This window comes from [Lactobacillus] rogosae (assembly GCA_900112995.1).
Lineage (GTDB): Bacteria > Bacillota > Clostridia > Lachnospirales > Lachnospiraceae > Lachnospira > Lachnospira rogosae.
Genome location: FONU01000004.1, coordinates 162,255 through 184,818 on the forward strand (window position 1 = coordinate 162,255; position 22,564 = coordinate 184,818).

Sequence of the window (22,564 nt, forward strand, 5' to 3'; positions counted from 1 at the left end):
TTATTCTTATAATTCCTATATACATTTTATAAAACTAACACATTTTACATAACAAATCCTAATACAAGGAAACCAATTATACTTATTCCAGCTCCTATAAGTACATATGGAAGCTGTGATACCGCGTGGTCAAAGTTATCAATACCTGAACCCTGTGAAGCAAGAACTGTTGTGTCACAGTAGAAGCAGGCGTGATTACCAAATGCACAACCTGAAAGAATTGCTGCCATTATAAGTATTGCATTGGCTCCTACACTTGCACCAAGTGGAAGAAGAACTGGTGCAACAAGTGTACATACGCCCCACGCATTGGCTATCATAAATGCTAATATACCAGTAATGATAAATGCAAGCATTGGGAAAATCTTTGCTGATAATATTGGCTGTGTAATATCTATGAAGAACTCTGTCATCTGCATCTGGTTTGCAATCGTCTGGAATGTAAGTGCTGCTATAAGGAGAATTATAATAGGAAGCATATCTGCAAATCCTTTTACGAAATTATCCCAGTATTCTGTAAATGTCATCAGCTTTTCTGCAAGATACATAACAAGTGTTACTGCAAGACATATAATCTGTGCTACTACAAGGTTCCCTGTAACACAGGCTACAACTACAAGTACAAGCATTGGAACAAGGAAATTGAATATGTTGCCGTCCTGTTCGCCTTCGCCATCGTCCATATTGTACTTCTTACTTGCATCACTGTAAACCTTACCTGTTGTTGCAACTCTTTCATAAGCCTTCTTCATTCCGCCAAGCTTAGGAAATACACCTGCTGAGAAAAGAATTACAATAAGTAATGCAACTATTGGATATATACAAAATGGAATTGCTTTAATATAAGCTCCCATCCAGGTCTTTGCACCAAGTGCCTGAACACTCTCCTGTGCGAAGAAGATAGCTCCAAAATATGCTGCCCAAGATGAGAATGGGAACATAACACAGACTGGTGAACCTGTACTATCAAGAAGATATGCAAGTGCTTCTCTTGGTACTTTTACTTTATCATATACCTTCTTCATTGCTGTACCTATTGATAATACATTAAGATAATCATCAATAAATATAATTACACCTAATATAAATGTTGTGAATAAAGTCTTTCTTTCGCTGTTACATATCTTTGAAACAATCTTTGCAAATCCAAAATGTCCCTTAGAGGCTGTAAGAAGTGCTATTATACTTCCAAACAAACCACATACAAGTATTAAGTATGCTTCATCACTCATAACACCTTCAAGTGTATTAACCCATTCGGTTATAAAATCCTGCTTATATAAAAATATTGCTCCTATAATTGAACCGCCTATAAGAAATGGCTCACATTTCTTAGTAGCTATAGCACCTATGACAATACCGATTACAATTATTACTGCTATAAGACCGTAGCTCATAATCATTTCCTCCTGTTATATAAATATTTATTAATATCTGACGCGTCCAGCGGTACATTTTATATACCGCAAGATAAACAATGAATGTGCTTTAGTAATTTCTATTTCAGCCTTTACTGCCAGTTAGATTAACATTTTTACTAATACACAAAAAGGGACTTCCGCTAATATTACCATTAGCAGAAGCCCCTTTGCTTCTTGTCTATGTTCAAGAATATATCACTAAGACATATATACTTCAACATTCTTTTATAAATATTTTATTGTTATGACTTCTAATAACAATCTTGTATTACTTCATTTGTTCTCACAGCACAAATGTCTATCTTACCTCAAGACATATCAAAGCATTCATAAACTCCAGACGTGTCATCGCATCATCAAAATTCCTGCCCGTAAGCTCAGTTATTCTCTGTATTCTGTACTTTACTGTATTACGATGCGTAAATAACTGTTCAGAAGCGTGAAGCAGGCTGTTATTGTTCCAAAGGTACGCTTTTAACGTCTGTAAAAGATTCGTATTATTCTCCTTATCATAGTCAATAATTATGCCTAATGTACTGTCAACAAAGTCCTGTATAAGCTTTTTATCTCCAAATTCAGAGAACAGGTTATATATTCCCATTTCTTCATACCAGAACACACTTCCATTAAGCTGTATCTTCTCCGAAAGGATTACACACCTTGAAGCCTCCGTAAAACTTTTCTGCAAATGTGATATTCCATTATATTCACGTCCAATTCCCATAACAAGCTTTATATCCGTATACCTACCCTGCACATATTCAGATAATGCTTCGTAAGATTGATTAATAAGACCGTGTGTATCATCAGCATTTTCCAAACAATTAAAACAGCCAACTATGTTATTAGCATATCTTGATAAAATCAGACTTCCATTATTCTGTGCAAAACTGTCCCTCAGCTTATTCATAATGAAATCATAATCAAAATTCTCTATCTTATTATCTGAATGAATATTAATCATAAACATACGGTTATTACCATTGATGTCATAGCCAGCTTCTTCAAATTTAATAGAAAATGCTTCTATATTGATGTCCTTTCCAAATATAATTCCTGAAAGAATATCATCACTTAATACATCTGAGTCTTTATTATACGCAATAGCGTGTCCGATTTCTTCAAAAATGTCAACAAGAGGAATTTCACCTGATATGACAAATATCGGAAAATCGTTAAGATTGGAATAGGATATTATTGTACTGTCTATACTGGCAATGTACTTATCACCAACAAGAAGCAATGCACCTGCCATATCAAGCTTCTTAGCTTTCTTAATAACTGCTTGCAGGTCAAAATCCTTACTCTGTATAACAGGCGTGCTTATAATCAAAAGCTCCTGTCCCTTTACCCACTTCGCAAAATTCATATTCTCAGGCTTATATACCCACCTTATTCTATTGGACAAACCACTCTTTCCTGCTATTATTCTGGCTTTCGCCATTGAGGGGAGAGTGAGAAGATCTTTACATTGAAACATATTGCTGCTCCTATATTATGTTGTTATAATTATTTATAGTGCCATAAGGAACTTTTAAGATGAGCACTCTTGTGCTCATTATATCATATGCCCTGCGTTGTTTTTCCACGCATCCGAAGTTTCGAAGAAACTTCTAAGTGACTACGAAGTAGTCATATTATATCATAATTCACTCTTTATCTATGCCATAAATTCACTCAAAGCCTCGAAAGCCACTGGTGCTTTCTTAAACAGATATTCACCATTACGGACACTTGCAACAACATCGGCTCTTTCGCATACTGCCTCGAATTCGCTCCTGGCATCGACAACAATAAAGTTAGCTGGCTTGCCTGCCTCAATTCCATATATGTCTGATATGTTCATAGTCTTAGCACCATTAACAGTTATAAGGTCAAGGCAGTTATCCATTTCCTCAAATGACATCATCTGGGCTATATGTATACCATTATCAAGCACATTCATAAGATTGCCATTGCCTGCCGGATACCAAGGATCCTGAATTGAATCCTGTGCAAAGCATACATTTATTCCATTTTCATATAATTCCTTAACTCTTGTAAGACCTCTTCTCTTAGGATATGTATCCTGTCTGCCCTGAAGATATATATTCTCTGTTGGGCAGGAAATGAAGTTAAGTCCTGCTTTCTTAAAATTCTTCATCATTCTGAATGCGTAGCTGTTATCTACTGAACCTAATGAACAGGTATGGCTTGCTGTTGTCTTAGGTCCGATTCCTTCAACAATTGAAAGTGCTGTAAGAAGCTCCACAAACCTGCTCATTGGGTCATCACTCTCATCACAGTGTACATCAATAAGCTTGTCATACTTCACAGCTAATTCAACAACCTTATGGATTGATTTCTCACCAAATTCCCTGCAATACTCAAAATGTGGAATACCACCTACACAATCAGCACCCATTTTAAGTCCTTCTTCAACAAGCTTGTCGCCATCTTTGTAAGAATACATTCCTTCCTGTGGAAATGATACAATCTGGATTGTTACAATATCTTTTAATTCTTCCTTTAATTCAAGAAGTGCCTTTAAGGCTGTGAGGTTAGGGTCAGTTACATCAGCGTGTGTTCTTATGAACTGGACACCGTGTGACACCTCCATTTTAACTGCCTTTATTGCTCTTGCCTTTATCTCATCAATTGTTAAATCTGATTTAGTTTCACTCCACCTTTGAATTCCTTCAAATAATGTTCCTGTTCCGTTAGCTGCGCCATGCTTTCTTGCTGTGAATACATAATCAAGATGAATATGTGGGTCAACATATGGTGGCAGTGTAAGCTTGCCTCCCAAATCCTCAATTTCACAATCACTATCTACATCTATATGTGGTGCAATTGCCTTAAATACTCCGTCCTCAACAAGTATTTCCTGTAATTCATTATATCCTTTTAACTTTGCGTTAATAAATTTCTTTCCAGCCATATTATACCTCTTTTCCTGCCTAAGATATTAACACTGAATTCAAATATCAAATGGCATTGATTAATATGGTCTGACTATAACAATCAATATAACAAACAACAAGCATTTGTTCCAAAGTAACAAGCATTTTATGCTGTTTTAACAACATTTTATAATTGTATTTGTGCTGGGGATACATACCCATCATAACTTTTAATATAAATCCCTTAACAGCACAAAAAGAACACAAAAGGGATTTGGAAGGTGTATCCCAAATCCCTTTTATTTTAACTTTATTCTCTGTTATTATGATACATCTCTTTCTCCTTATACATAAGCTTATCTGCCGCCTTTAATAATTCTTCTAAATCGTCAACATACTCTCTCCACAGAACTCCTATGGATATGCTTACTTGTTTATCCTGCATTATATTTTTCAAGGCTGTAATTCTTTCTTCATATTTATCACGCTCAATATTCTGCTCTATAATTACAAATTCATCCCCACCTATCCTGTAAGAATTATCCGGGAATACCATTTTGAATGTGTCTGCTGCTGTACATATGAACTTATCACCATTAGAGTGTCCATAATTATCATTAATTGCTTTCAGACCATTAAGATCTATGTAAGCAACTCCGACATTTTTAAGTATCTGGTCTTTAGCCGCTTTAACAATGCTTATATATTTGTTACGATTGTACAAACCTGTAAGCATATCCCTGTAACTTAAATAACGCATCCTATCCTGCTGCACACGCTTTTCAAGACTATTAGTAACAAAATATTGTATAGAAGACAATAATGCCATATCCTCGTAATGATTAACCGGATTGTCCACTCCAAGAAATCCAATTATATTTCCATCTCTTTTTAATGGCACTGCAAGAAGTCTGTCTACATTCTGTTCATGCAACATATTGTATACAGGTTCTTCCTTTTGCTTGCTGACATCTGCTATATAATATGGCTTTTCCTCTTTAAAATTCTCCATCCATAAACTTACAATATTCATTGAAAGCTTTTGAATCTTATCCTTCTTTGCTGTAATACTATCACTAACATACTCATAGGTGTTATCCATTGTATTATCATCGTAATTATTTTCAAAAATATAACATCTGTCCGCACCAAAATAATTATTAATAATTGCAAGAAGATTATGTATAGCTATGTTAATATCCGCTTCAGTTGTCAGTTCTGCTATACACTGGTTAAGCACCATAGATATTTCAAGTTCAGCCTCTGTCTTAATCTGCTTCTGTTCCAGATTGTTAAGTTTCCTGTCCTGTTCACCAATAACAGTTATATACATAACTATCATTGAATTACATACAGCTATATCAATCAACGAAATTTCATAAAAGTAGAACTGTATTATTGCCGCTACAATTGGAAGAATAATATATGAACCAAGTGAAGAAATTGTAATATTGCTTAATTTCTTTCTGTATTCTATCAAAAATGACATCTCTACCATCATTCCTGTTACAGGTATAAAAATAGATATTATAAAACCTTCACTTCTATGATATACATTCTGTGCATCATAATAGTAATACAAATCTGTAAACTGTGAAATAATAACCAGAGCTACTGCCACGGCACACAGTATATTTATAAATGTTGCTCTTTTTAAAGTTCTTTCTTCCTGTTCCGTAAAAATAAAACTGCACACATACCTGTGGAACAAATATAATATTATATTATTGTCAAGAAATACTATAAAATTACTTATCCTTACAATCCAATATCCAAATATACCCGTCCAGCCTCTGAATATACAGGCGGTTGCATCACTGAGCAACAGAACAGCTGTTGCAAACTGCAAAAGTATCATCCACAGCCTCTTACGGCGGTCAAAATTCTTACTTAAAATCATTCCCACCCCTGCTATTAAGCAGAATACACAACCCCAGACCAACATAGCAATATTAACATATTGCACATCAAAATATGACCTATTATTTCCAATTGTAATGCTTAACAACCTGTTAATGCTATACATAATATCTTCCACTTTGTCCACCTGATATACTTTAATTCATTAAATTACCCAATACAAAAAATATTATCACATTCTGGCGTCATTGTCATTATGAAATATTGTATTTAACAGTTTATTACACGTCCTGTTCTTGCCGTAACCCTGTGTGATATTGATATAACTGTTCTGTTTTCAGATACACCTTTAAGTGCTGTAAGAACATCTCTTTCTGTATTGGCATCAAGATTGGCTGTTATCTCATCAAGTAAAAGCAGCTCCGGGTTGGCAGCTGTAGCTCTTGCTATGGATAACAACTGCCATTGTCCCTGCGAGAATAATTCCTGCGTACACTGGGTATCGTATCCATTTTCAAAGTTCATAATTGTATCGTGAAGTCCTGTAAGCTTTGCCGCTTTGATAACAGCTTCGTCAGATATGGACTTGTCATAAAGTGTTATCTGGTCTTTAACTGTTCCAGGAACAATATGGAATGACTGCTCAACATAACCGAATATTTTTCTCTTTCTGTTATCTGGTATCGCGGCTGAATTCATATCATTTATAAGGATAGAACCTTTCTGTGGATTATACAGACCTAAAAGCAGCTTGAATATTGTACTCTTACCTGCACCTGTCCTTCCTGATAGTGTAACCTGCTCTCCTCTATTTACAACAAATGTCTTATCAGCTATTACAGTGTGGTCAGCCTCATATCCGAACGTTACATCATTGAACTGGACATAAGGTGTATCATTTTTACTATCAAATGTCTTTTCTGCCTGTAATTCTTCATTATTATCTAGTACTGGAAGTTCAAAGAATTCATTTATTCTTCTCACGCCCGCAATCGCTGACTGTATCGTCTGGATTTCCATTCCAAGACTTTCAACTGGTGAGAATATCTGTGATATATAGTTAATAACTGCTACTGCTGTACCTGCTGACATACCAAAAAGTGTAAGGACTTTGGCATTGCCTGAGGCTGAAAACAACATAACTACCGCCACTACAACTGCATTTAATATAAGAATAACTGGTGAATATACGGCATCGTAGAAGTTGGTCTTTTCCATAGCTTTGTAGCTGTCGCTTATATATTCATCGTATCTTTTCTCCATATACTTCTCCTTGCCAAGATTATGGATCGTACGGATATTGTGAAGTGTTTCAGGTACATGTCCTGAAGCACGGCTTACTGCTCGTCTATTTTTTAACTGGGCATCAAGCATATTCTTCTGTATATGTCTTGTAAACCAGAATAAAAATGGAAGAAGCACCATAAGCACTGTTGCAAGTCCTTTATTTCTGAACCAGATAACTGCAAGAATACTTATTATCTTACACGCATCTGCAAACATACTTACAATTCCCGATGTAAAAAGGTTCTCAACTGTATCAACATCACCTACAAACCTTGATACAACAGCACCTGGCTCCTGCTTATTAAGTGAGTCAGTAGAAAGTCTTACAAAATGCTCCATAAGTCCACTTCTAAGTGCGTGTGTTATCTTCTGCCCAAATACTGTAAGAAGCCCTTCTCTTGTGGCTTCCATAAGACCTGTAATAACTGTAAATGCCATATAAAGAAATACAAGATATACAGGCATCTGACTTCCTGTTGTGAGTGTATCTACTATTTTTCCAAGTACAAGTGGTGGATAAAGAGCTGTTATAACCGCACCACATACTGAAATTATAATTCCAAGAGAAAGCCATTTTCTCTTTATTATAGTATGTAATATTATTGAAACTACGTTGTATGAATTCTTGTTATTCATTTTCTTATTATCAACGTTATTAATATTATAATTATTGGCTTCTGTGCTGTTTACATTATTACTACTCAATATTATCCAACTCCTTTTTCTTATTTTCGTTGGTATTTTTATTTTGTAATGTACCTTTTTCTGTATGTTCAGCCACGTCTACCTCATCTGTGTGCTGACATTTTCATACAACTTCCTGTACTGCTGACACTGTAACATAATCTCTTCGTGTGTTCCAACTATTGCCTTTCCATTATCCATCCATATAACCTTATCCATCTTAGGGAACATATACAGACGATGTGTCATAATAATTACAATATTATTCTTTGCTATATCACAAAGGTTGTTATATATCTTTTTCTCAGTGCTTATATCCAGTGCTGAAAATGGATCATCAAGCACAAGTACCGGCTTCTTATGACAAAGCGTTCTGGCAAGTGCTATTCTTTGTGCCTGTCCACCTGACAGTCTTACACCACCATTACCAATAAGTGTGTCAACTCCATTTTCCATCTGTGCAACTTCTTTATCGATACATACATCCTTGAGGTATTCTGATACATTGCAATCATCACCAAGAAGCACGTTATTCTTAATAGAGTCATTAAAAAGCTCTGTGTCGTGTCCAAGATAACTTATTATTCCCGACCTTACATTATCAGCAACACTGCTTAATTCATTTCCATTATACTTAATACTTCCCTTATATGGACATTCGCAAAGGAAGGTCTTTCCAAATGTTGACTTACCGCAGGCAACCGGACCCGTAACGCCTATAATCTCCCCCGGCTCTGCAGTAAAGGAAATATCATTATATACAGTTTTTCCATCTGGATATGTAAAACTTAAGTTTTTTACTTCAAGCTTTCCTGATGTCTGATTTTTACAATCTGTATCTTTATCCTGAATAACCATAAGCGGTTTAATACGTTTCCACGAAACCTGTGACTTATGAACTGCATTAAACAGCTTTGCCGCCTTTGAAGACTTATCCGATAACTTTATAAAACAGGCAAGGAATGTCGTAAATGCCGCGATATCCCAGCTTTTCCACCCCGTTCCAAGTACATTTTTACTGCCGAAATATAATATAAATATTATACCTGTCATTGATATAATCCTGTATAAGGGTGTCATTGAAGAATTCCATATATTTGCCATGATAGCAGCTTTCTCATATGATGAAAGATTATCTTCGTATGCAATTCTTCTGTCCTCTTCCCTTCCGTATACCCTGTAAGTTATGGCATTAGAAGCTCTGTCTAGTGTGGCATTGCTTAATATTCCTGACTGTCTTTTATATTCTGCACCTGTTCTCTGTACGATAATCTTCATCTTTTCTGCAAGCAGATAAGATATCGGTAGAAATATCATTGCAATAAGTGCCAGCCTTACATCATATACAAGCAGCATTCCTGCATATGCAGCCAGAGCAACTCCTGTATCAAACACCTCTGTTGTGAACTTTCTCATGCCCTCAGCACAATCATCAACATCAAGGATTGCCTTTGTCATAATATCACCCATACCTTCACTTTCAAGTTCTGTCTTGCTCTTTAACACAAGCGTCCAATACAATATCTTCTTCATTCTTCTGTTGACATTATTCGCAAATCTTCTTACATAGAAACGCTTTATATATCTTGATATCTGAACAACTGCAATAGATACAATATATGACACTACAAGTATAAGCATATCCTTGTATACAGCATTTTGGCTTAATATATCTATAAGACATCCTGTCATCTTACCCTCAAACCAAGGGCCAAGCAAAAGTCCAAAGTTATATATAAGACCTGAAACTGTTATTATAAGCAGTACCTTCCACTCTTCTTTAAAATATGATAGTATTCTGTCGGCTGCAAATTTCTTGTTTGCGGTCACTTTTTTGTTATCTGAAGGATTTACTCCATTATTTCTTAATTTAAAATCCAATCTCATCTGGTGCCACAGGACATTTCCATGAGTAGATTTATCTGTTATCCCCTCATCAACAAATCCAAACTTGGAATAATATGGAACAAGGCTTTCTTTACAGGTTAATACAAGTCCTTTCCTGTTCTGTTCTCTGGCATCTAAGATGGCCTTCTTAATCAGCTCTTTCGCATATCCGCATCTGCGATATTCAGGAAGAGTATTTACACCAAAAATCATCTGCCATGTGCCATTCTCATTATGCATTGATGCATTTTCATACATCTCATCTGTAAGATTGGCCTCATCTGTAACAAAACCATCTACAAACGCAATGAGTTTACCCTCATCAAACATAAGCCAGAAGTGATTTCCAAAATACTTTATTCTTTGCTCAAATTCTTCTTTAGTTGCTGCCTCTAAAACAGGAAAGCACTCGGATTCAACCGATACAATATCATCTAAATCAGACATTGTTGCATATCTTATATTCACAATCGTTCCTTCTTTACTATGATTTTTTCATTATAGCTTGCTGTAAGGTAGATAATGCTCATTATATGTGCATATCTAATACTTTCTACTCAATCACATACTCATACATTCTAAACTGCCTGTTTCCAACCACCTCATAAAATATGTTTTCAGTACTTACATATTTAAAGCCAGCTCTGATATATAACTTGTCAGCTAGTGTGTTCTTATCTATTACATCAAGATGAATGGCTTCAATGTTTTCTAACTTAGCATATGATATTAAGTTTTTTACAAATTGAGTAGCAAGACCCATACCGCGGTACTCATATCGCACTGCGAGAGCATGGATTATCCATACATTATTATCTCTTTCATTTACTTTCCACGCTACCTTTTTATACTCTTTATTAGAATTACTGTTAACTATGGCACACGCCTTAATTATTCCTTCATCTCTTAATACGAACAACTCTTTCTTAACAATACCAGCCATTAAAAAATCTGCTGAAGGATGTACACCCTTTTCCCAGTCAGGAAAAGAAGGTTCTTCTTTGCTTTTATCTATTAAATCCCAATAGAGATTTTCTATCTCATTAAAATCCTCCAGGCATGCTAATTCAAAATTCATATATCTGTCTCCTAATTTTTATTTAACTCCAGCTCTTCCAGACATCCGGCTGGTATCCAAGTGTTGATACTTTTCCACTAGTCTCTCAAAAGAGGCTTCAAAGTTTAAATCATCCTTATCACTTCTTTTTCTTGGACCTTTCATGTGGTTTTTACTGCTTGCCCGCCTTGCCTTCTTACTTATATGTCTTTCCATTAACATAAGATCAATATTTTCGTTTGTATACCATTTCCCGGACTGATGAATGGCATATGCACCCTTACTTAATGCCATGGCAGCAACACCATAATCCTGCGTAACTACTAAATCTCCTTTTTCACAAAGGCTTATTAACTTAAAATCAACCGCATCAGCTCCGGCACCCACATATACCACTTCTGAATAGTCTGATGTAAGATAATGATTAGTATCACACAAAAGCGTTACGGCAATATTATGACTCTTAGCTATTCTTTCAACTATCCCAATCACAGGGCATGCGTCAGCATCTACATATATATGCATACTCTTATCTCTTTCATTTACAATCAATTGTTATATACATTTAGGAACAGTCTCTATTTCATTCCCACAGATAACTTATACCAGCGTTTTATGTATGGATCATCAAAAAGCTCAAGGTCGTTTTCTATAAGTCTCACGAAAAGATCGGTAAGCCCGTCATACTCATTAATGTCTCCTGCAGGATACAGTTTCCAGTTTAGCTGCTCTAATGTCCAGTTACTCTTAACTGAATTGTGAAGCATAGACGTTGTCGCATAATTAGACGGATTATCCTCTCCTCCAATGGCAATAGGAATGATGTGGTCAATTGTTGGGACCAGTTCCCAGTAGGCACTGTGACATTCTTCCATCTTCCAATGGCTCTGATATGGAAATGCATCCGGCATGTAATATGATAACACCTTTAACAATCCCGGATTAACAAGCTTTTCCCCGGTATATCTGTCTATAAATCCGTCTCTTACAAACTGCTCATACTTTTCCTTATCTGTATAGCTTCTTCCCTCCGGTTTTAACTTCTTAAATGGATATTCCTTATTTATAAGATTCTTTGCCGATTCGATATTACCTGTGAGAATACTCTTAGCACTTTGTTTGATTGTTGTAATCTTATCCATAAAAACACACCTGCTTTCCTTTATCAGTTTTATAAACAGGAAGTTACCGAGTTATGCTTTCAATTATTTCTTTTGCAACACTATCAATGCTCATGTTAGACGTATCTATTATGCTTGCATCATAATAGTGATTACTTAAATACTGTGTTGCCTCTGGCATATAGGTTACTGCCAAATCGATGTCTCGATTTTCTTGGTTATTTATGCGTTGATGTAGGATTTCCGTCTTGGCCGTTAATATAAAATGGTGACTCTCAATATTTGCGAAGCCATCTATAAGTTTCTGATTGCAATAATCATTAATCAATGCAACTGGAATGACTAAACAGTTGCAACCTCCTTCTTGTATTATTTCTGTTATTTCATCAACGAGAGCATCAACCAAATATTTTTTAGCTTCTGGATATCTTCTCCCAAAACGATCAGAATCTGAAGTTGGCTTATATTTTTCTTGCAATGCATCGAATTCAAGCAGATGTGCCTGTGGTATTTTCTTAACAATCGCAGCAGCAACAGCAGACTTTCCAATTCCAAAAGTACCATCTATCCAAATGATCTTCATATTCTTCTCCTGTAAATTCCGATTTTCTTAATTCTACAAACTGGAATTGAGATTTCATATATTCAAAGGGATTTAATAACTGTTATATTTTATTATCAAATATCTCTCAAGCCCTTGAAAACACTAAGTTTGTCGCAGGTGAGCTTTCCCTTATTGTTTCCCTTGTATTATATTGTCCCATGAGTTTTTACGAACTCTGATAAGGGAAAAAACAAGGGAAAGAAAATCTTATAAAACAGTATAACACAAAATAAAAGTGACATGGTGAACTGATTGAAATGCTTCTGATTTTTGCAACAAATGATTGATTGAACGATAAGGAGATTTGATACGATGAGAACGATATTTGCAGAATACAATCCACAACGCAACAGCATTGATGTTTATACTTCTGCTGGCTATATGCTCCGCATTGACTGCTGGGAAGCGGAGAAGAATTTAACAACTACTCCCGGATCTGACTGTGCATTAAACGCACTTGCCATTGATGAACCACTTGAGTATGCAAGATTGTATCTTGATGGAACGATGCAAATGTGGATAGATGCGGAAGATTCCTTTTAGGTATACGCAAGAAACGGCGGCTCTGATTTCTCAAAACCGCCGTTAGGATAATAACTTAAAATAGGCGCGCAAAATCACCTGCCCCAGCCAGCGTTTTTTTCTTTCCCCGTAGTCGGGGCAGGTTCATGCGCTATGCAATTATTCTTCTTTAGCTTCTATCAAGCCGATATTTTTTGCTCTGCGTTCCACATAGCAGCATATTTTCCGCCTTTCGCAAGCAATTCCTCGTGGGTTCCAGATTCAGCAATCCTGCCATCACCCATTACAAGAATTTGATCAGCGTTTTTGACAATGGAAAGGGTATGAGCAATCATTACCACTGTCTTTTTCTCTTTTAATAGATTAGCGATGGCCTGCTTTACGGCAAGCTCATTTTCAATGTCAAGAGATGCTGTTGCTTCATCCAAGAGCAGGATGGGGCTATTTTTCAGTATAGCGCGGGCTATTGAAATTCGCTGACGCTCACCGCCAGAGAGAAGATTTCCATTCTCGCCAGTCGGCGTATCGTATCCCTTTTCCATCTTACGGATGAAGCTGTCACAGTTAGCCTCCCGGCAAGCAGCCTCGATTTCCGTGTCCGTAGCATTAGGGCGAGCGTGTCGGATATTATCCCGGATGGTATCGTCAAAAAGAAATATGTCCTGGTCTACCATAGAAACTTGCTCCAGTACACGCTCTGCGGCAACATGGTTAATGGGTTTACCGCCAATAGAAATCATCCCGCCCGTTGCTTCATAATATTTTGCAATCAGGTTCAAAATAGTAGATTTGCCGGAGCCAGAGTCTCCGATAATGGCCGTGAGCTTTTGATCTGGCACCGTAAAGGTGGCGTGTTTTAGTACCGGTTCACCGGGAACATATGCAAAATCTACATTGTCAAATGTGATTTCATGAGTAGCTGTGTGAAGCGGCTCCATGCTGCCAGTTTCCTCCGGCTCATTCATTACACTCAAGATTTTGTTTTTCGAGATCATCAGGTTCTTATAACTGGTGAGGTCTACAAAAATCGAGTTAGCCAGCTTTGCACAGAACAGGGGCAGCATACAAATCAAAAGGTAGTCCACCGTGTTCAGTGTCCCTGCGACCCAGGGTGCATAGGCCAGCAAGATAACCAGCGGGCAGGACAGCCAACTCAAAATACCAAAGACCGCACCAATAGGAAGCACTTTTGATTCGTACACAAAGCTGATCCGACAGAACTCCCGCATAGCGTTGATAACGGTTTTATTCTTCAAACCACCTACGCCATAGGCCCGGAAAGTTTGAATACCAGACACATACTCCACAATGCTGCTGACATTCTCTGCACAAATATCATTCTTTTCTTTACCATACTTCCGAACCATACGGAAGGAAAGCCACAGTCCAGGGATCAAAAGCAAGTCGGCAATCAGCAGGATAATTCCGGCAGGCACATAAATGGTCATCACAAAAATAATCAGCATGAGCGAAAGTGCAAAACTCTTTGCCATATCACCGATCTTATGGGTCAGGATTTTTTCATAGTTGTTTACATCGCTTGTGATGGTATTGATATAATCGCCGGTCTGTCCCTGGGTAAACCGGGAAAGCGGGATACGCTTCAAATGGTCGCCCATAAAGAGGCGGGTATTCTTGCTGACCTCTGCACCGCCAATCTGCGCTTTGGTATAGCCATAGCTGTAAATCAGGATACGAAGAAGAAAAACCACCGCGATCACACAGGTCAGAACCAGGACACGGTTCATGTCAAATTGTCCCGACCACAAAAACTGCATGACAGAGTAAAGCAGCATAAACAGGCTGCCGGAGAGAAGCCCTTCCAGAACAGTCCCGCCAACGCCAATATAAAAATTACGGTTCTTTTTCAATACATCATGCTCACTCATGCTGCTCGCCTCCCTCCAACTGATAAGTAATATTCCGGGCTGTTTCGTAGTCCTCCCACGCCTTCCGATAGTAAGCATTGTTCTTTCGGACTTCCTCATGGGTTCCGACACAGGTAATTGTGTGATTTTCAACCACTGCTACACGCTCGCACATCTTCAACGCGCTCAAACGATGGGCTACCACAATGACAGTCTTTCCCTTACAGAGATTTTGAATGGCTTTGTCAATCTCCATCTGATTTTCCGGGTCAGAGGCGCTTGTGGCCTCGTCTAAGATCAAAATGGGGGCATTCTTCAGGATAGCGCGGGCAATGGCAATCCGCTGTTTTTCACCGCCGGAGAAGCGAGAGCCGAAGCTGCCCACCTTCGTGTCATATCCATCCGGCAAAGACATGATGAAATCATCAATCTGCGCCTCTTTTGCGGCGGTCCGTACTTTTTCCAGAGTGGCGTTACTGCCCATGCGGATATTTTCTAAAACGCTGTCACGGGTCAGGAAGGTCTTTTGGAACACAATGGCGACATTTTTTAGGATAGTATCATAATTGAGTTCCTTTACATTTTTCCCGCCAATCAGCACTTCGCCCTCCTGCACATCATAGAACCGGGAGATCAGCTCAATCACGGTACTTTTACCGGCACCAGACTGTCCCACAAGGGCCATGCGTTCACCATCTTTAATTTTGAGATTAACGCCTTGCAGTACATCGGTCTTGCCATCATAGGAAAACCGAACATTCCGAAGTTCAATATCGTGATTTTTGGGAAAGTCCGCTCCACCCTCATAAATTGGAATATCCAGTATCTCTTTGGTCTTAGTAACAGCGTTCAGCACATTGGCAAAATTAGTCCCCAGTTCCTGTAGGGGGCGTATTTCCGTCAGATACATGGAACCTACATAGACGAACAGCAAAAATGCGCTGGCAGCCAGTGAGCCTTTCAGGAAAAACATTCCGCCGATTGGAACCATCATCAACATCCCACATTCGATGATAACAACAAAGGCCGCATAAGGTGGCCCCATGCGCCGGGAAGTTTCATTCCACATGGCGTTTTCTTCCTGGATAGCGTCTGAAAACTTTTGAAACGATTTGCTCCCCATGTTATAGGCTTTAATCAATTTCATGCCGCTGATGTACTCAATCATAACCGAGTTCAGTGTGGTAATGGAGTGATTGGCCCGTTCCATCAGGTCATCCGTATTGCGGAACATCATCCCCATTACAACAACAGCAAGGATCAGCGGAACCAGGGAAATCAATGCCAAAGGAATATTGACGGTCATCAGATAAATAAAGATGACTACCGGCCCCACCAGATAGCACACAAGGTCAGGAAGGTTATGGGCCAGAAACAGCTCCAACTTTTCAATATCTTCATTCAGAACCGTTTTTATGTCCCCGGTGCGCCGTTCATTCAAGGCCCCTAAAGGCGCTCTGGCCATGTGTTCTGCAACCATGCAGCGCACTTTGAAAAGAGCGCCATAGGCCCCTTTGTGGGCTGCTACGCCGGAACAGCCAAACAGGGTAAACCGCAAAGTTACCGTCACTGCAATCATTACCACGGTATGTACAACAAGTTCCTGCGTGCAGGTATGATTGAAGGTGGCGTCCATCAGCCGGTAAATTCCAATGTAAGGGACGATAATGCAAAGACCGCTGACCGCCGATAGAAAAATTGCCAGGAACAGCCAGATTTTTTGCTCACCGGCCCAGTGGAGCAGCAAAGCTACTCTGTTTTCTTTTTTCTGTTTCATAGATCACCTCTCCTTTCCATCTGAAACAGAGAACAGCTCTCTCAATTTCGGGAGGGCATCCATTGTAACTGGTACATCATCGGGCATTTCGCCCTCGTCAAAATGCAGGACACGGGAGCAGGTACGGCAGACAAATTCAAAATCGTGGGTGACAATGAAAATAACCTTTCCCATATTGGACAACCGGCGGATCAGTCCCGCCACCTGCGTCATACTGTCAAAATCAAGGCCGCTGGTCGGTTCATCGAATACCAGCAGATCTTTCCCACAAATCATGCTAACAGCTACAGCTACTCGTTGCTTTTGACCGCCAGAAAGCGTGTTTGGATGGCGCTCCCGATATTGGGTAAGGCCTAATTCCTCCAAAGTTGCATTTACCAGTGTTTGATCTGGATTGCGTATACCAAAGGAGCACTCTGCCGCCACGCTGTCAGCGAAAAGTTCATAATTCACATCCTGCATAACCATGTAAGAGCGTTTCAGCCTTTCCTTACGCTCAATCGGCTCGCTTTCCCACAAAAATTGTCCATCGCAGTCTTTGTGAAGCCCACAGAGAGCGCGGGAAAATGTAGTCTTTCCAGCTCCGTTGTGGCCGACAACACCAATCACTTCGCCCTTTCCGGCGGATAGCTCAATGTCATGCAAAATTGTTTGCTTCTTGTAACGGAGCGTCACATTCCGCAGCTCCAATACAGGGGTAGGCGCAGGCAAGTGGGCTTTTTGCGGGAATACCGCCTGTAGATCAACAGCTCGCAGCCCCATGTGTTCACGATCAGGTTCAGATAGCTGCCAAAATTCTTCCGGGGTGTATATTCCTTTGATTTCTCCTTTTTCCAGATAAACAATTCGGTCAGCCAACTCCATCAGGTAGTACAGACGATGTTCCGCTATCAAAACTGTTTTACCCTGTTTTTTTATCAGCCGCAAATGTTCCTTTAGTTCCTGGATCGAAGTCATATCCAGATTAGAGGATGGTTCATCCAATAGATAAATCTGTGGGTTCATGGCATAAACAGAAGCAAAGGCGATTTTCTGCTTTTCTCCGCCGGACAACTCAAAAATATTTCTGTTTCGCAGCTTTTGAATATGCAAATCTTCAGTTGTCTGCTCTACTCGCTCAGCCAATTTCTCAGGAGGGCGAGCTTCATTTTCAATTCCAAAGGCAATCTCACTGTCTGTATCAACATTGAAAAACTGCGTCCGTGGATTTTGGAAAACGGAGCCAACCTTAGCGGCAATCTGATACATGGGGATATTGCTGATTTCCTGACCATCTACCAGCACACGGCCATGAAGCTCCCCCTGATAAAACTGAGGGATCAGTCCATTCACCAGCCTTGTAATCGTTGTTTTTCCGCACCCGCTGCGGCCACAGAACAGGACGAATTCTCCGTCCGAAATTTTCAAATTGATGTCGCGCAGCCCACCATGTTCCTGCCCCGTATAGGAAAACGATACATTTTCAAACTCAATCAACCGATCACACCTCCTCGCACACATAATTCAAAAATCAGATAAGCTACGGCAACGGCCATGACGCCCCAATCGGAAATTCCGCATTTTATCTGGACAAGACAGGTGCGTGGATTGGGATTTTCAATTCCACGAGTGACAGAAGCAACAGAAAGATCATCCGCCGCTTTTGAAGCTGCCATCAATAAAGGCACATAAATACACTCAACCGTCATGCCCGGATGTGTTAAAAAGCCCGCCAGAGATGGTGAAACATCTCTCATTCGCATAGCGTCTGTGATATAGCGCCAGTCCTCTTGAATAGTTGGAATGTACCGCAGCATAACTGCCATAGGAATTACTAACTTTTTGGGTGCGCGGACACGGTTCATAGCAGACAGGAACTCATTGACTTTTGTAGTAGTCAGAACAATCCCAGCCAAGGTTCCGCACGCATAGACCTTATGAAACAAGCCTAAAAAGGCAATAAACATTGTCCGCAGCGTGCCTGTCATTTCTGCCATGATCCAAACTGTCAGGGCACAGATGACCGCATAAAAGCATACAGCCTTAATGACATATTTCCACTTTCCAAAGAAAGCCCCCAATATCGCAATCAGCATAACAAGGATAAATTGATATGCAAGTGAGGGCGCAAACATGGACGATAAAACACACATAAGAATAAGAAAGAGCTTGGCCCGTGGGTCGAGCCAAAGCTCTTTCTTGTGGCGTTTACCGCTCATGCTGTAATACCTGCTTTTTCAAACTGCTTTTTCAGCATTTTGCAGCCTACAAAAGCGCTGATTGCAGATGTAATGATAACAGCAGCAAACATGGCAATCAGGATGCCGGTATTTGCAGTTGCCTGCATGGTGTCGATGTAACTCTGTTCAGTTCCGTTCCCCAACATGGTCTGCGCCCAGCCGTTGGGGTCAACAAAGAACACGATATATGAACCAGTGCCACCGAGAGAGAACAGGATATAAGACAGGCTGTTGAGTTTTTTGCTTTTGTACTGCCCTGCACCAGCAACAAAGTCCGCGACAATCGCCATGATCATGTAGCCCAATGCAAAAGCCCAGTGCATACCAGTCACGAACCAAATAATACCCATGATAACGCCCATTATAGAAAGGCTCCAACGCTTATGTACTTTTGCAATCAGCAAAAGATAAATGGGGCCAGCAAGCAGCCCACCTCCTGCTGGCATGAAAAAAGTAAGTACAGGATTCGTTGCAAAAAAGACACCGCCCACCAATACAAAAACAAATAACAGTGCAGTAAAAATACCTGTTGTTACAAGGTCTTTCACTGTCAGACCTTTGTTCATAGAATTTACTTGATTACTCATTTTGACCTCCTACCTTTCATTGTCTTGACTCGACAAGTGGTTTGTGATATTCTTCGGTTAGATACCTCTAATCTTCGTCTAATACAATACGCATTTATCGAACAACATTCAATAGGTTCCGGCAATGTTCGTCTGTTCCTTTCAAAAGTTCGTCTAATCGTTGCAAAAAGGAGGCGGTCTGTTTTCATGTCTGAAATTATTGACCAGTTTTATACACCGCTACTGATTGGACACGGTTTTATCCGTGACCCAGACAACCAGCAATATGGGGCATTAGGTGACTGCTGGAAACTTTCTCCCGAAGTTGGAGAAGGCACCTACTGGACTTATGGACAGAAAGACTTATATGATATTAAAATCCATAACTTTTCCTTCCACGAAGATTTCATGTTGGAATGCTCCATGCCGGAATGTCTGAGTATCACTCGGTATGACTCTATTTCCGGGGAGGAATTATCTCCATACCGTAGACTGTCTGCCGGTTGTATCAAAACATTTATTGGAGGCTACGCTCCATACAAGGCTTTGATACATAAAAATATTCCAATCCGTTCGGTTGGGATTGAGATTGCACCGGCATATTATGAGGACTACCTGAAAAAACTGTACCCGGAGGCACAGATCAATCCTGTGGATGCATTTCGGAAGATCGACCAAACATCCGACTTTCCAGAAATGTCACGGTTACTCACAGAAATCAAAGACTATCGCGGGGAAGGGATTGCAGCAAAACTTTTTTATGAGAGTAAAGTCGCAGAAGCTGTTTCAATGGTGGTGGAATATCAGAAGAAACATCCTGATAAACCAGCCCATAAGCTCTCTCAACAGGATATTGAAAATCTCCAAATAGTTGCCGCTTATCTTAGCGATCACTATGCTTTTGATATTCCTCTGGAACGGCTAACACAGATTGCCTGCATGGGAACAACAAAGCTCAAAAGCTGTTTTAAGAAATACTACGACTGCACCATCACGGAATATGTTCAACAGCGGCGCATGAGTCAAGCAGAATATCTGCTGGCATATACAGAGCTGACAGTCGGGCAAGTTGCCCAAACAGTAGGCTATTCCACTTCAAGCCGATTTGCAGAATTATTCCGTAAAAGCACTGGATTGTTGCCACTGGAGTACAGAAAAAACGCACAGCGAAAATAAAATGAGTGCCAGAGGAAACTCTGGCACTCGTGAAATTTTTCACCCACATTCTAGTCGGGCTTAGCCATGTGTGGAATATATACGGAATGCATCGTCAATATTCCACTGCTGCTTGCGGTTGTTACCAAGATAGTGAGAGTTCATCTGAACACAAAGTTTCCATTGCCCTTTTTCGTACCTAAACGAAGTAAGATTTCATGTGCATGCTCATCACTGAATTTTTAGAATAATCTGTCCTAGCACGAAAGTAAATATGAATAGTTTCTAATAGTTTTTTAATAATATCCTCTGGCTTCTTGCCATCCTTTTACATACCACCTAATTCCAACATATACCAGTTGCACCAATAATAAGAGAAATAGCATATTGATCGGCAAGACTGTCTTTATCCAATCTCCAAAGTAGATTGCTATTTCCAGGCTTATAAGTGTTACCAGTATGGTAATCATATCCCAACAGTATTTCTTATATAGCCCTGCAATCTTTATCCCTATAAACGCTACAAGTATTCCCGCACCCACCAGACATCCACCGCAAATCAATATTCCTATCAGCCAGTATATAATTCCGGCAATGACAGGATTGGATATTCCATTACTAATCTGTGCCACATTCTTTCCTATCAGTGCAATCCAGCCAGCAATAGTCTGTGTGAAAGTTCCGATTGCACCAAAGAATATTCTGCAATCAGAAATAAATACCTTTGACTGTATCATCTGAAAAAGAGTAGTTGATGCGGAATACCATATCAGCAGAAACATCAATGCTTCATACATAGCTGTTTTTGCTTTATATCTGCCTGCCATTTTTTCTCTCTGCGTATCATACCTTTCCTTCGCTTTCAGATAAGCTGTCTGGTTACAATTCCTGCACTTTTGATAGAGCACCGACTTTTCAACCGGTATCTCTACTTTTTTCTGATGGGAGAGTGCATAATCCCGTTCCTGTTCTGCCTGTCTTAGCTTATCGCGACATTCCTCTATCATGTCCTTTGCGGTGAGCGTTTTCTCTTTCTCGCTCTGCAATAATTCTTTTGTTTTCCTCAAGTCGTTCTTTAAGGCTTGAATGTTCCCTGCTCTGTTCTCGCTGTTTAACCTCTCGTTCAAGGTCAGCGATTCGTCGAGCTGCATTTTCAGTTCCCGGATAGTCCTGTCTTTCTGGTCGAGTTCTTCCTGCATCTGCTCCGTCAGCATTAGCAGTTCTTCCAGTTGATCGTCGCTCTTTGAGTTTCTTAATTCGTTCATCAATCAACCTTCCTTTCTCTAATTGCTGTTCAAGTTCAGTAATTCGCTGTTCTGTTTCTGCAATAGCCGGTTCTCGCTGTTTAATTTCTGTGCCAATTCCTGCCATTGCTGATTTTCGTCTGTGAGTTTCTGTATCTGGTCTGTCTTTTCTTCCAGAAGCATCAACAGTTCTTCTGTATCCGGTAAGATTTGTAGCAGCTCTGACAATTCTTTCTCTAATTGCTGCAATCGTTCTTCCTGCTCCTGAAAGCACATCAGCTTCTCGTCCTTTTCCTGTATCTCCTGAAGCATCTCTGCCATGATATTCTGCTGTTCCTCTATCTGTGTAATCATTGCTTCCATCATGGGAATTACTTCTTTGCTTTCTTCTAATGTCATTCAACCACTCC

18 protein-coding genes and 1 pseudogene are annotated in these 22,564 nt (G+C 39.5%); 2 read left to right on the forward strand and 17 right to left on the reverse strand.

Annotation, left to right across the window (positions count from 1 at the left end):
* Nucleotides 1-44 precede the first annotated feature (44 nt).
* The 10 genes from BM157_RS01580 to BM157_RS01625 form a co-directional block, all read right to left on the reverse strand.
* Complete coding sequence (locus BM157_RS01580) at nucleotides 45-1,397, reverse strand: Na+/H+ antiporter NhaC family protein (RefSeq protein WP_070101457.1); 1,353 nt, start codon at nucleotides 1,395-1,397, stop codon at nucleotides 45-47.
* Between the two features lie 322 nt (nucleotides 1,398-1,719).
* Nucleotides 1,720-2,901, reverse strand: coding sequence for a PucR family transcriptional regulator (locus tag BM157_RS01585; protein ID WP_022502757.1), 1,182 nt, complete (start codon nucleotides 2,899-2,901; stop codon nucleotides 1,720-1,722).
* Between the two features lie 180 nt (nucleotides 2,902-3,081).
* Entirely contained in the window at nucleotides 3,082-4,341 is a 1,260-nt protein-coding gene (gene codA / locus BM157_RS01590; RefSeq protein ID WP_090139699.1) for a cytosine deaminase, read from the reverse strand.
* Nucleotides 4,342-4,613: 272 nt separating this feature from the next.
* On the reverse strand, nucleotides 4,614-6,341 hold the full coding sequence (locus BM157_RS01595; protein ID WP_055306346.1) for a diguanylate cyclase domain-containing protein: 1,728 nt from the start codon (nucleotides 6,339-6,341) through the stop codon (nucleotides 4,614-4,616).
* Between the two features lie 92 nt (nucleotides 6,342-6,433).
* Nucleotides 6,434-8,086 carry an ABC transporter ATP-binding protein gene (locus tag BM157_RS01600; protein ID WP_090139721.1) on the reverse strand — a complete coding sequence of 551 codons (1,653 nt, stop codon included), beginning with the start codon at nucleotides 8,084-8,086 and terminating at the stop codon, nucleotides 6,434-6,436.
* Between the two features lie 147 nt (nucleotides 8,087-8,233).
* A complete protein-coding gene (locus BM157_RS01605; protein WP_318255733.1) occupies nucleotides 8,234-10,489 on the reverse strand; it encodes a GNAT family N-acetyltransferase in 2,256 nt (751 codons plus the stop codon).
* 85 nt (nucleotides 10,490-10,574) lie between these two features.
* Nucleotides 10,575-11,099 carry a GNAT family N-acetyltransferase gene (locus tag BM157_RS01610; protein ID WP_055175119.1) on the reverse strand — a complete coding sequence of 175 codons (525 nt, stop codon included), beginning with the start codon at nucleotides 11,097-11,099 and terminating at the stop codon, nucleotides 10,575-10,577.
* An 18-nt stretch (nucleotides 11,100-11,117) separates the two neighbouring features.
* Nucleotides 11,118-11,603: a YaiI/YqxD family protein gene (locus tag BM157_RS01615; protein WP_090139701.1), complete on the reverse strand. Its 486-nt coding sequence runs from the start codon at nucleotides 11,601-11,603 to the stop codon at nucleotides 11,118-11,120.
* 53 nt (nucleotides 11,604-11,656) lie between these two features.
* Complete coding sequence (locus tag BM157_RS12880; RefSeq protein WP_318255735.1) at nucleotides 11,657-12,220, reverse strand: HNH endonuclease; 564 nt, start codon at nucleotides 12,218-12,220, stop codon at nucleotides 11,657-11,659.
* 43 nt (nucleotides 12,221-12,263) lie between these two features.
* Entirely contained in the window at nucleotides 12,264-12,782 is a 519-nt protein-coding gene (locus BM157_RS01625) for a DEAD/DEAH box helicase family protein (protein ID WP_055175129.1), read from the reverse strand.
* A 333-nt stretch (nucleotides 12,783-13,115) separates the two neighbouring features.
* On the opposite strand from BM157_RS01625, the gene BM157_RS01630 reads away from it, so the two are divergent.
* Nucleotides 13,116-13,346, forward strand: coding sequence for a DUF6061 family protein (locus BM157_RS01630; protein WP_009203541.1), 231 nt, complete (start codon nucleotides 13,116-13,118; stop codon nucleotides 13,344-13,346).
* Between the two features lie 158 nt (nucleotides 13,347-13,504).
* Here the strand turns inward: BM157_RS01630 and BM157_RS01635 are convergent, their stop codons facing one another.
* The 5 genes from BM157_RS01635 to BM157_RS01655 are packed head-to-tail and all read right to left on the reverse strand — an operon-like array spanning nucleotide 13,505 to nucleotide 19,776.
* On the reverse strand, nucleotides 13,505-15,214 hold the full coding sequence (locus BM157_RS01635) for an ABC transporter ATP-binding protein (RefSeq protein WP_090139704.1): 1,710 nt from the start codon (nucleotides 15,212-15,214) through the stop codon (nucleotides 13,505-13,507).
* Nucleotides 15,207-16,970 (reverse strand): ABC transporter ATP-binding protein, encoded by a 1,764-nt coding sequence (locus BM157_RS01640; RefSeq protein WP_090139706.1) that lies wholly within the window; start codon nucleotides 16,968-16,970, stop codon nucleotides 15,207-15,209. The genes BM157_RS01635 and BM157_RS01640 overlap by 8 nt, the downstream gene beginning before the upstream one ends.
* Nucleotides 16,971-16,973: 3 nt before the next feature.
* Entirely contained in the window at nucleotides 16,974-18,446 is a 1,473-nt protein-coding gene (locus BM157_RS01645; protein ID WP_055181073.1) for an ABC transporter ATP-binding protein, read from the reverse strand.
* Nucleotides 18,443-19,168, reverse strand: a complete 726-nt coding sequence (locus BM157_RS01650; protein ID WP_015524536.1) for an energy-coupling factor transporter transmembrane component T — start codon at nucleotides 19,166-19,168, stop codon at nucleotides 18,443-18,445. The genes BM157_RS01645 and BM157_RS01650 overlap by 4 nt, the downstream gene beginning before the upstream one ends.
* Nucleotides 19,165-19,776, reverse strand: a complete 612-nt coding sequence (locus BM157_RS01655) for an MptD family putative ECF transporter S component (RefSeq protein WP_009203546.1) — start codon at nucleotides 19,774-19,776, stop codon at nucleotides 19,165-19,167. Before BM157_RS01655 ends, BM157_RS01650 begins: the two co-directional genes overlap by 4 nt.
* A 186-nt stretch (nucleotides 19,777-19,962) precedes the next feature.
* Here BM157_RS01655 and BM157_RS01660 point away from each other — a divergent pair, with 186 nt between their 5' ends.
* Nucleotides 19,963-20,931, forward strand: a complete 969-nt coding sequence (locus tag BM157_RS01660) for an AraC family transcriptional regulator (protein WP_090139708.1) — start codon at nucleotides 19,963-19,965, stop codon at nucleotides 20,929-20,931.
* 275 nt (nucleotides 20,932-21,206) lie between these two features.
* On the opposite strand, the gene BM157_RS01665 is transcribed toward BM157_RS01660, so the two are convergent.
* Together BM157_RS01665 and BM157_RS01670 are read right to left on the reverse strand one after the other, a co-directional pair.
* Nucleotides 21,207-21,917: a DUF6040 family protein gene (locus tag BM157_RS01665; protein WP_090139710.1), complete on the reverse strand. Its 711-nt coding sequence runs from the start codon at nucleotides 21,915-21,917 to the stop codon at nucleotides 21,207-21,209.
* A pseudogene (locus tag BM157_RS01670) lies at nucleotides 21,895-22,564 on the reverse strand (MobA/MobL family protein); the annotation flags it as partial. The gene BM157_RS01665 and the pseudogene BM157_RS01670, both read right to left, overlap by 23 nt.

Bases quoted from the DNA above. Each gene is read 5' to 3' on its own strand.
- BM157_RS01580 (WP_070101457.1), bottom strand. From the start codon at position 1,397: ATGAGCTACGGTCTTATAGCAGTAATAATTGTAATCGGTATTGTCATA.
- BM157_RS01585 (WP_022502757.1), bottom strand. From the start codon at position 2,901: ATGTTTCAATGTAAAGATCTTCTCACTCTCCCCTCAATGGCGAAAGCC.
- codA (WP_090139699.1), bottom strand. From the start codon at position 4,341: ATGGCTGGAAAGAAATTTATTAACGCAAAGTTAAAAGGATATAATGAA.
- BM157_RS01600 (WP_090139721.1), bottom strand. From the start codon at position 8,086: ATGAATAACAAGAATTCATACAACGTAGTTTCAATAATATTACATACT.
- BM157_RS01610 (WP_055175119.1), bottom strand. From the start codon at position 11,099: ATGAATTTTGAATTAGCATGCCTGGAGGATTTTAATGAGATAGAAAAT.
- BM157_RS01615 (WP_090139701.1), bottom strand. From the start codon at position 11,603: ATGCATATATATGTAGATGCTGACGCATGCCCTGTGATTGGGATAGTT.
- BM157_RS12880 (WP_318255735.1), bottom strand. From the start codon at position 12,220: ATGGATAAGATTACAACAATCAAACAAAGTGCTAAGAGTATTCTCACA.
- BM157_RS01625 (WP_055175129.1), bottom strand. From the start codon at position 12,782: ATGAAGATCATTTGGATAGATGGTACTTTTGGAATTGGAAAGTCTGCT.
- BM157_RS01630 (WP_009203541.1), top strand. From the start codon at position 13,116: ATGAGAACGATATTTGCAGAATACAATCCACAACGCAACAGCATTGAT.
- BM157_RS01635 (WP_090139704.1), bottom strand. From the start codon at position 15,214: ATGAGTGAGCATGATGTATTGAAAAAGAACCGTAATTTTTATATTGGC.
- BM157_RS01640 (WP_090139706.1), bottom strand. From the start codon at position 16,970: ATGAAACAGAAAAAAGAAAACAGAGTAGCTTTGCTGCTCCACTGGGCC.
- BM157_RS01650 (WP_015524536.1), bottom strand. From the start codon at position 19,168: ATGAGCGGTAAACGCCACAAGAAAGAGCTTTGGCTCGACCCACGGGCC.
- BM157_RS01655 (WP_009203546.1), bottom strand. From the start codon at position 19,776: ATGAGTAATCAAGTAAATTCTATGAACAAAGGTCTGACAGTGAAAGAC.
- BM157_RS01660 (WP_090139708.1), top strand. From the start codon at position 19,963: ATGTCTGAAATTATTGACCAGTTTTATACACCGCTACTGATTGGACAC.
- BM157_RS01665 (WP_090139710.1), bottom strand. From the start codon at position 21,917: ATGATAGAGGAATGTCGCGATAAGCTAAGACAGGCAGAACAGGAACGG.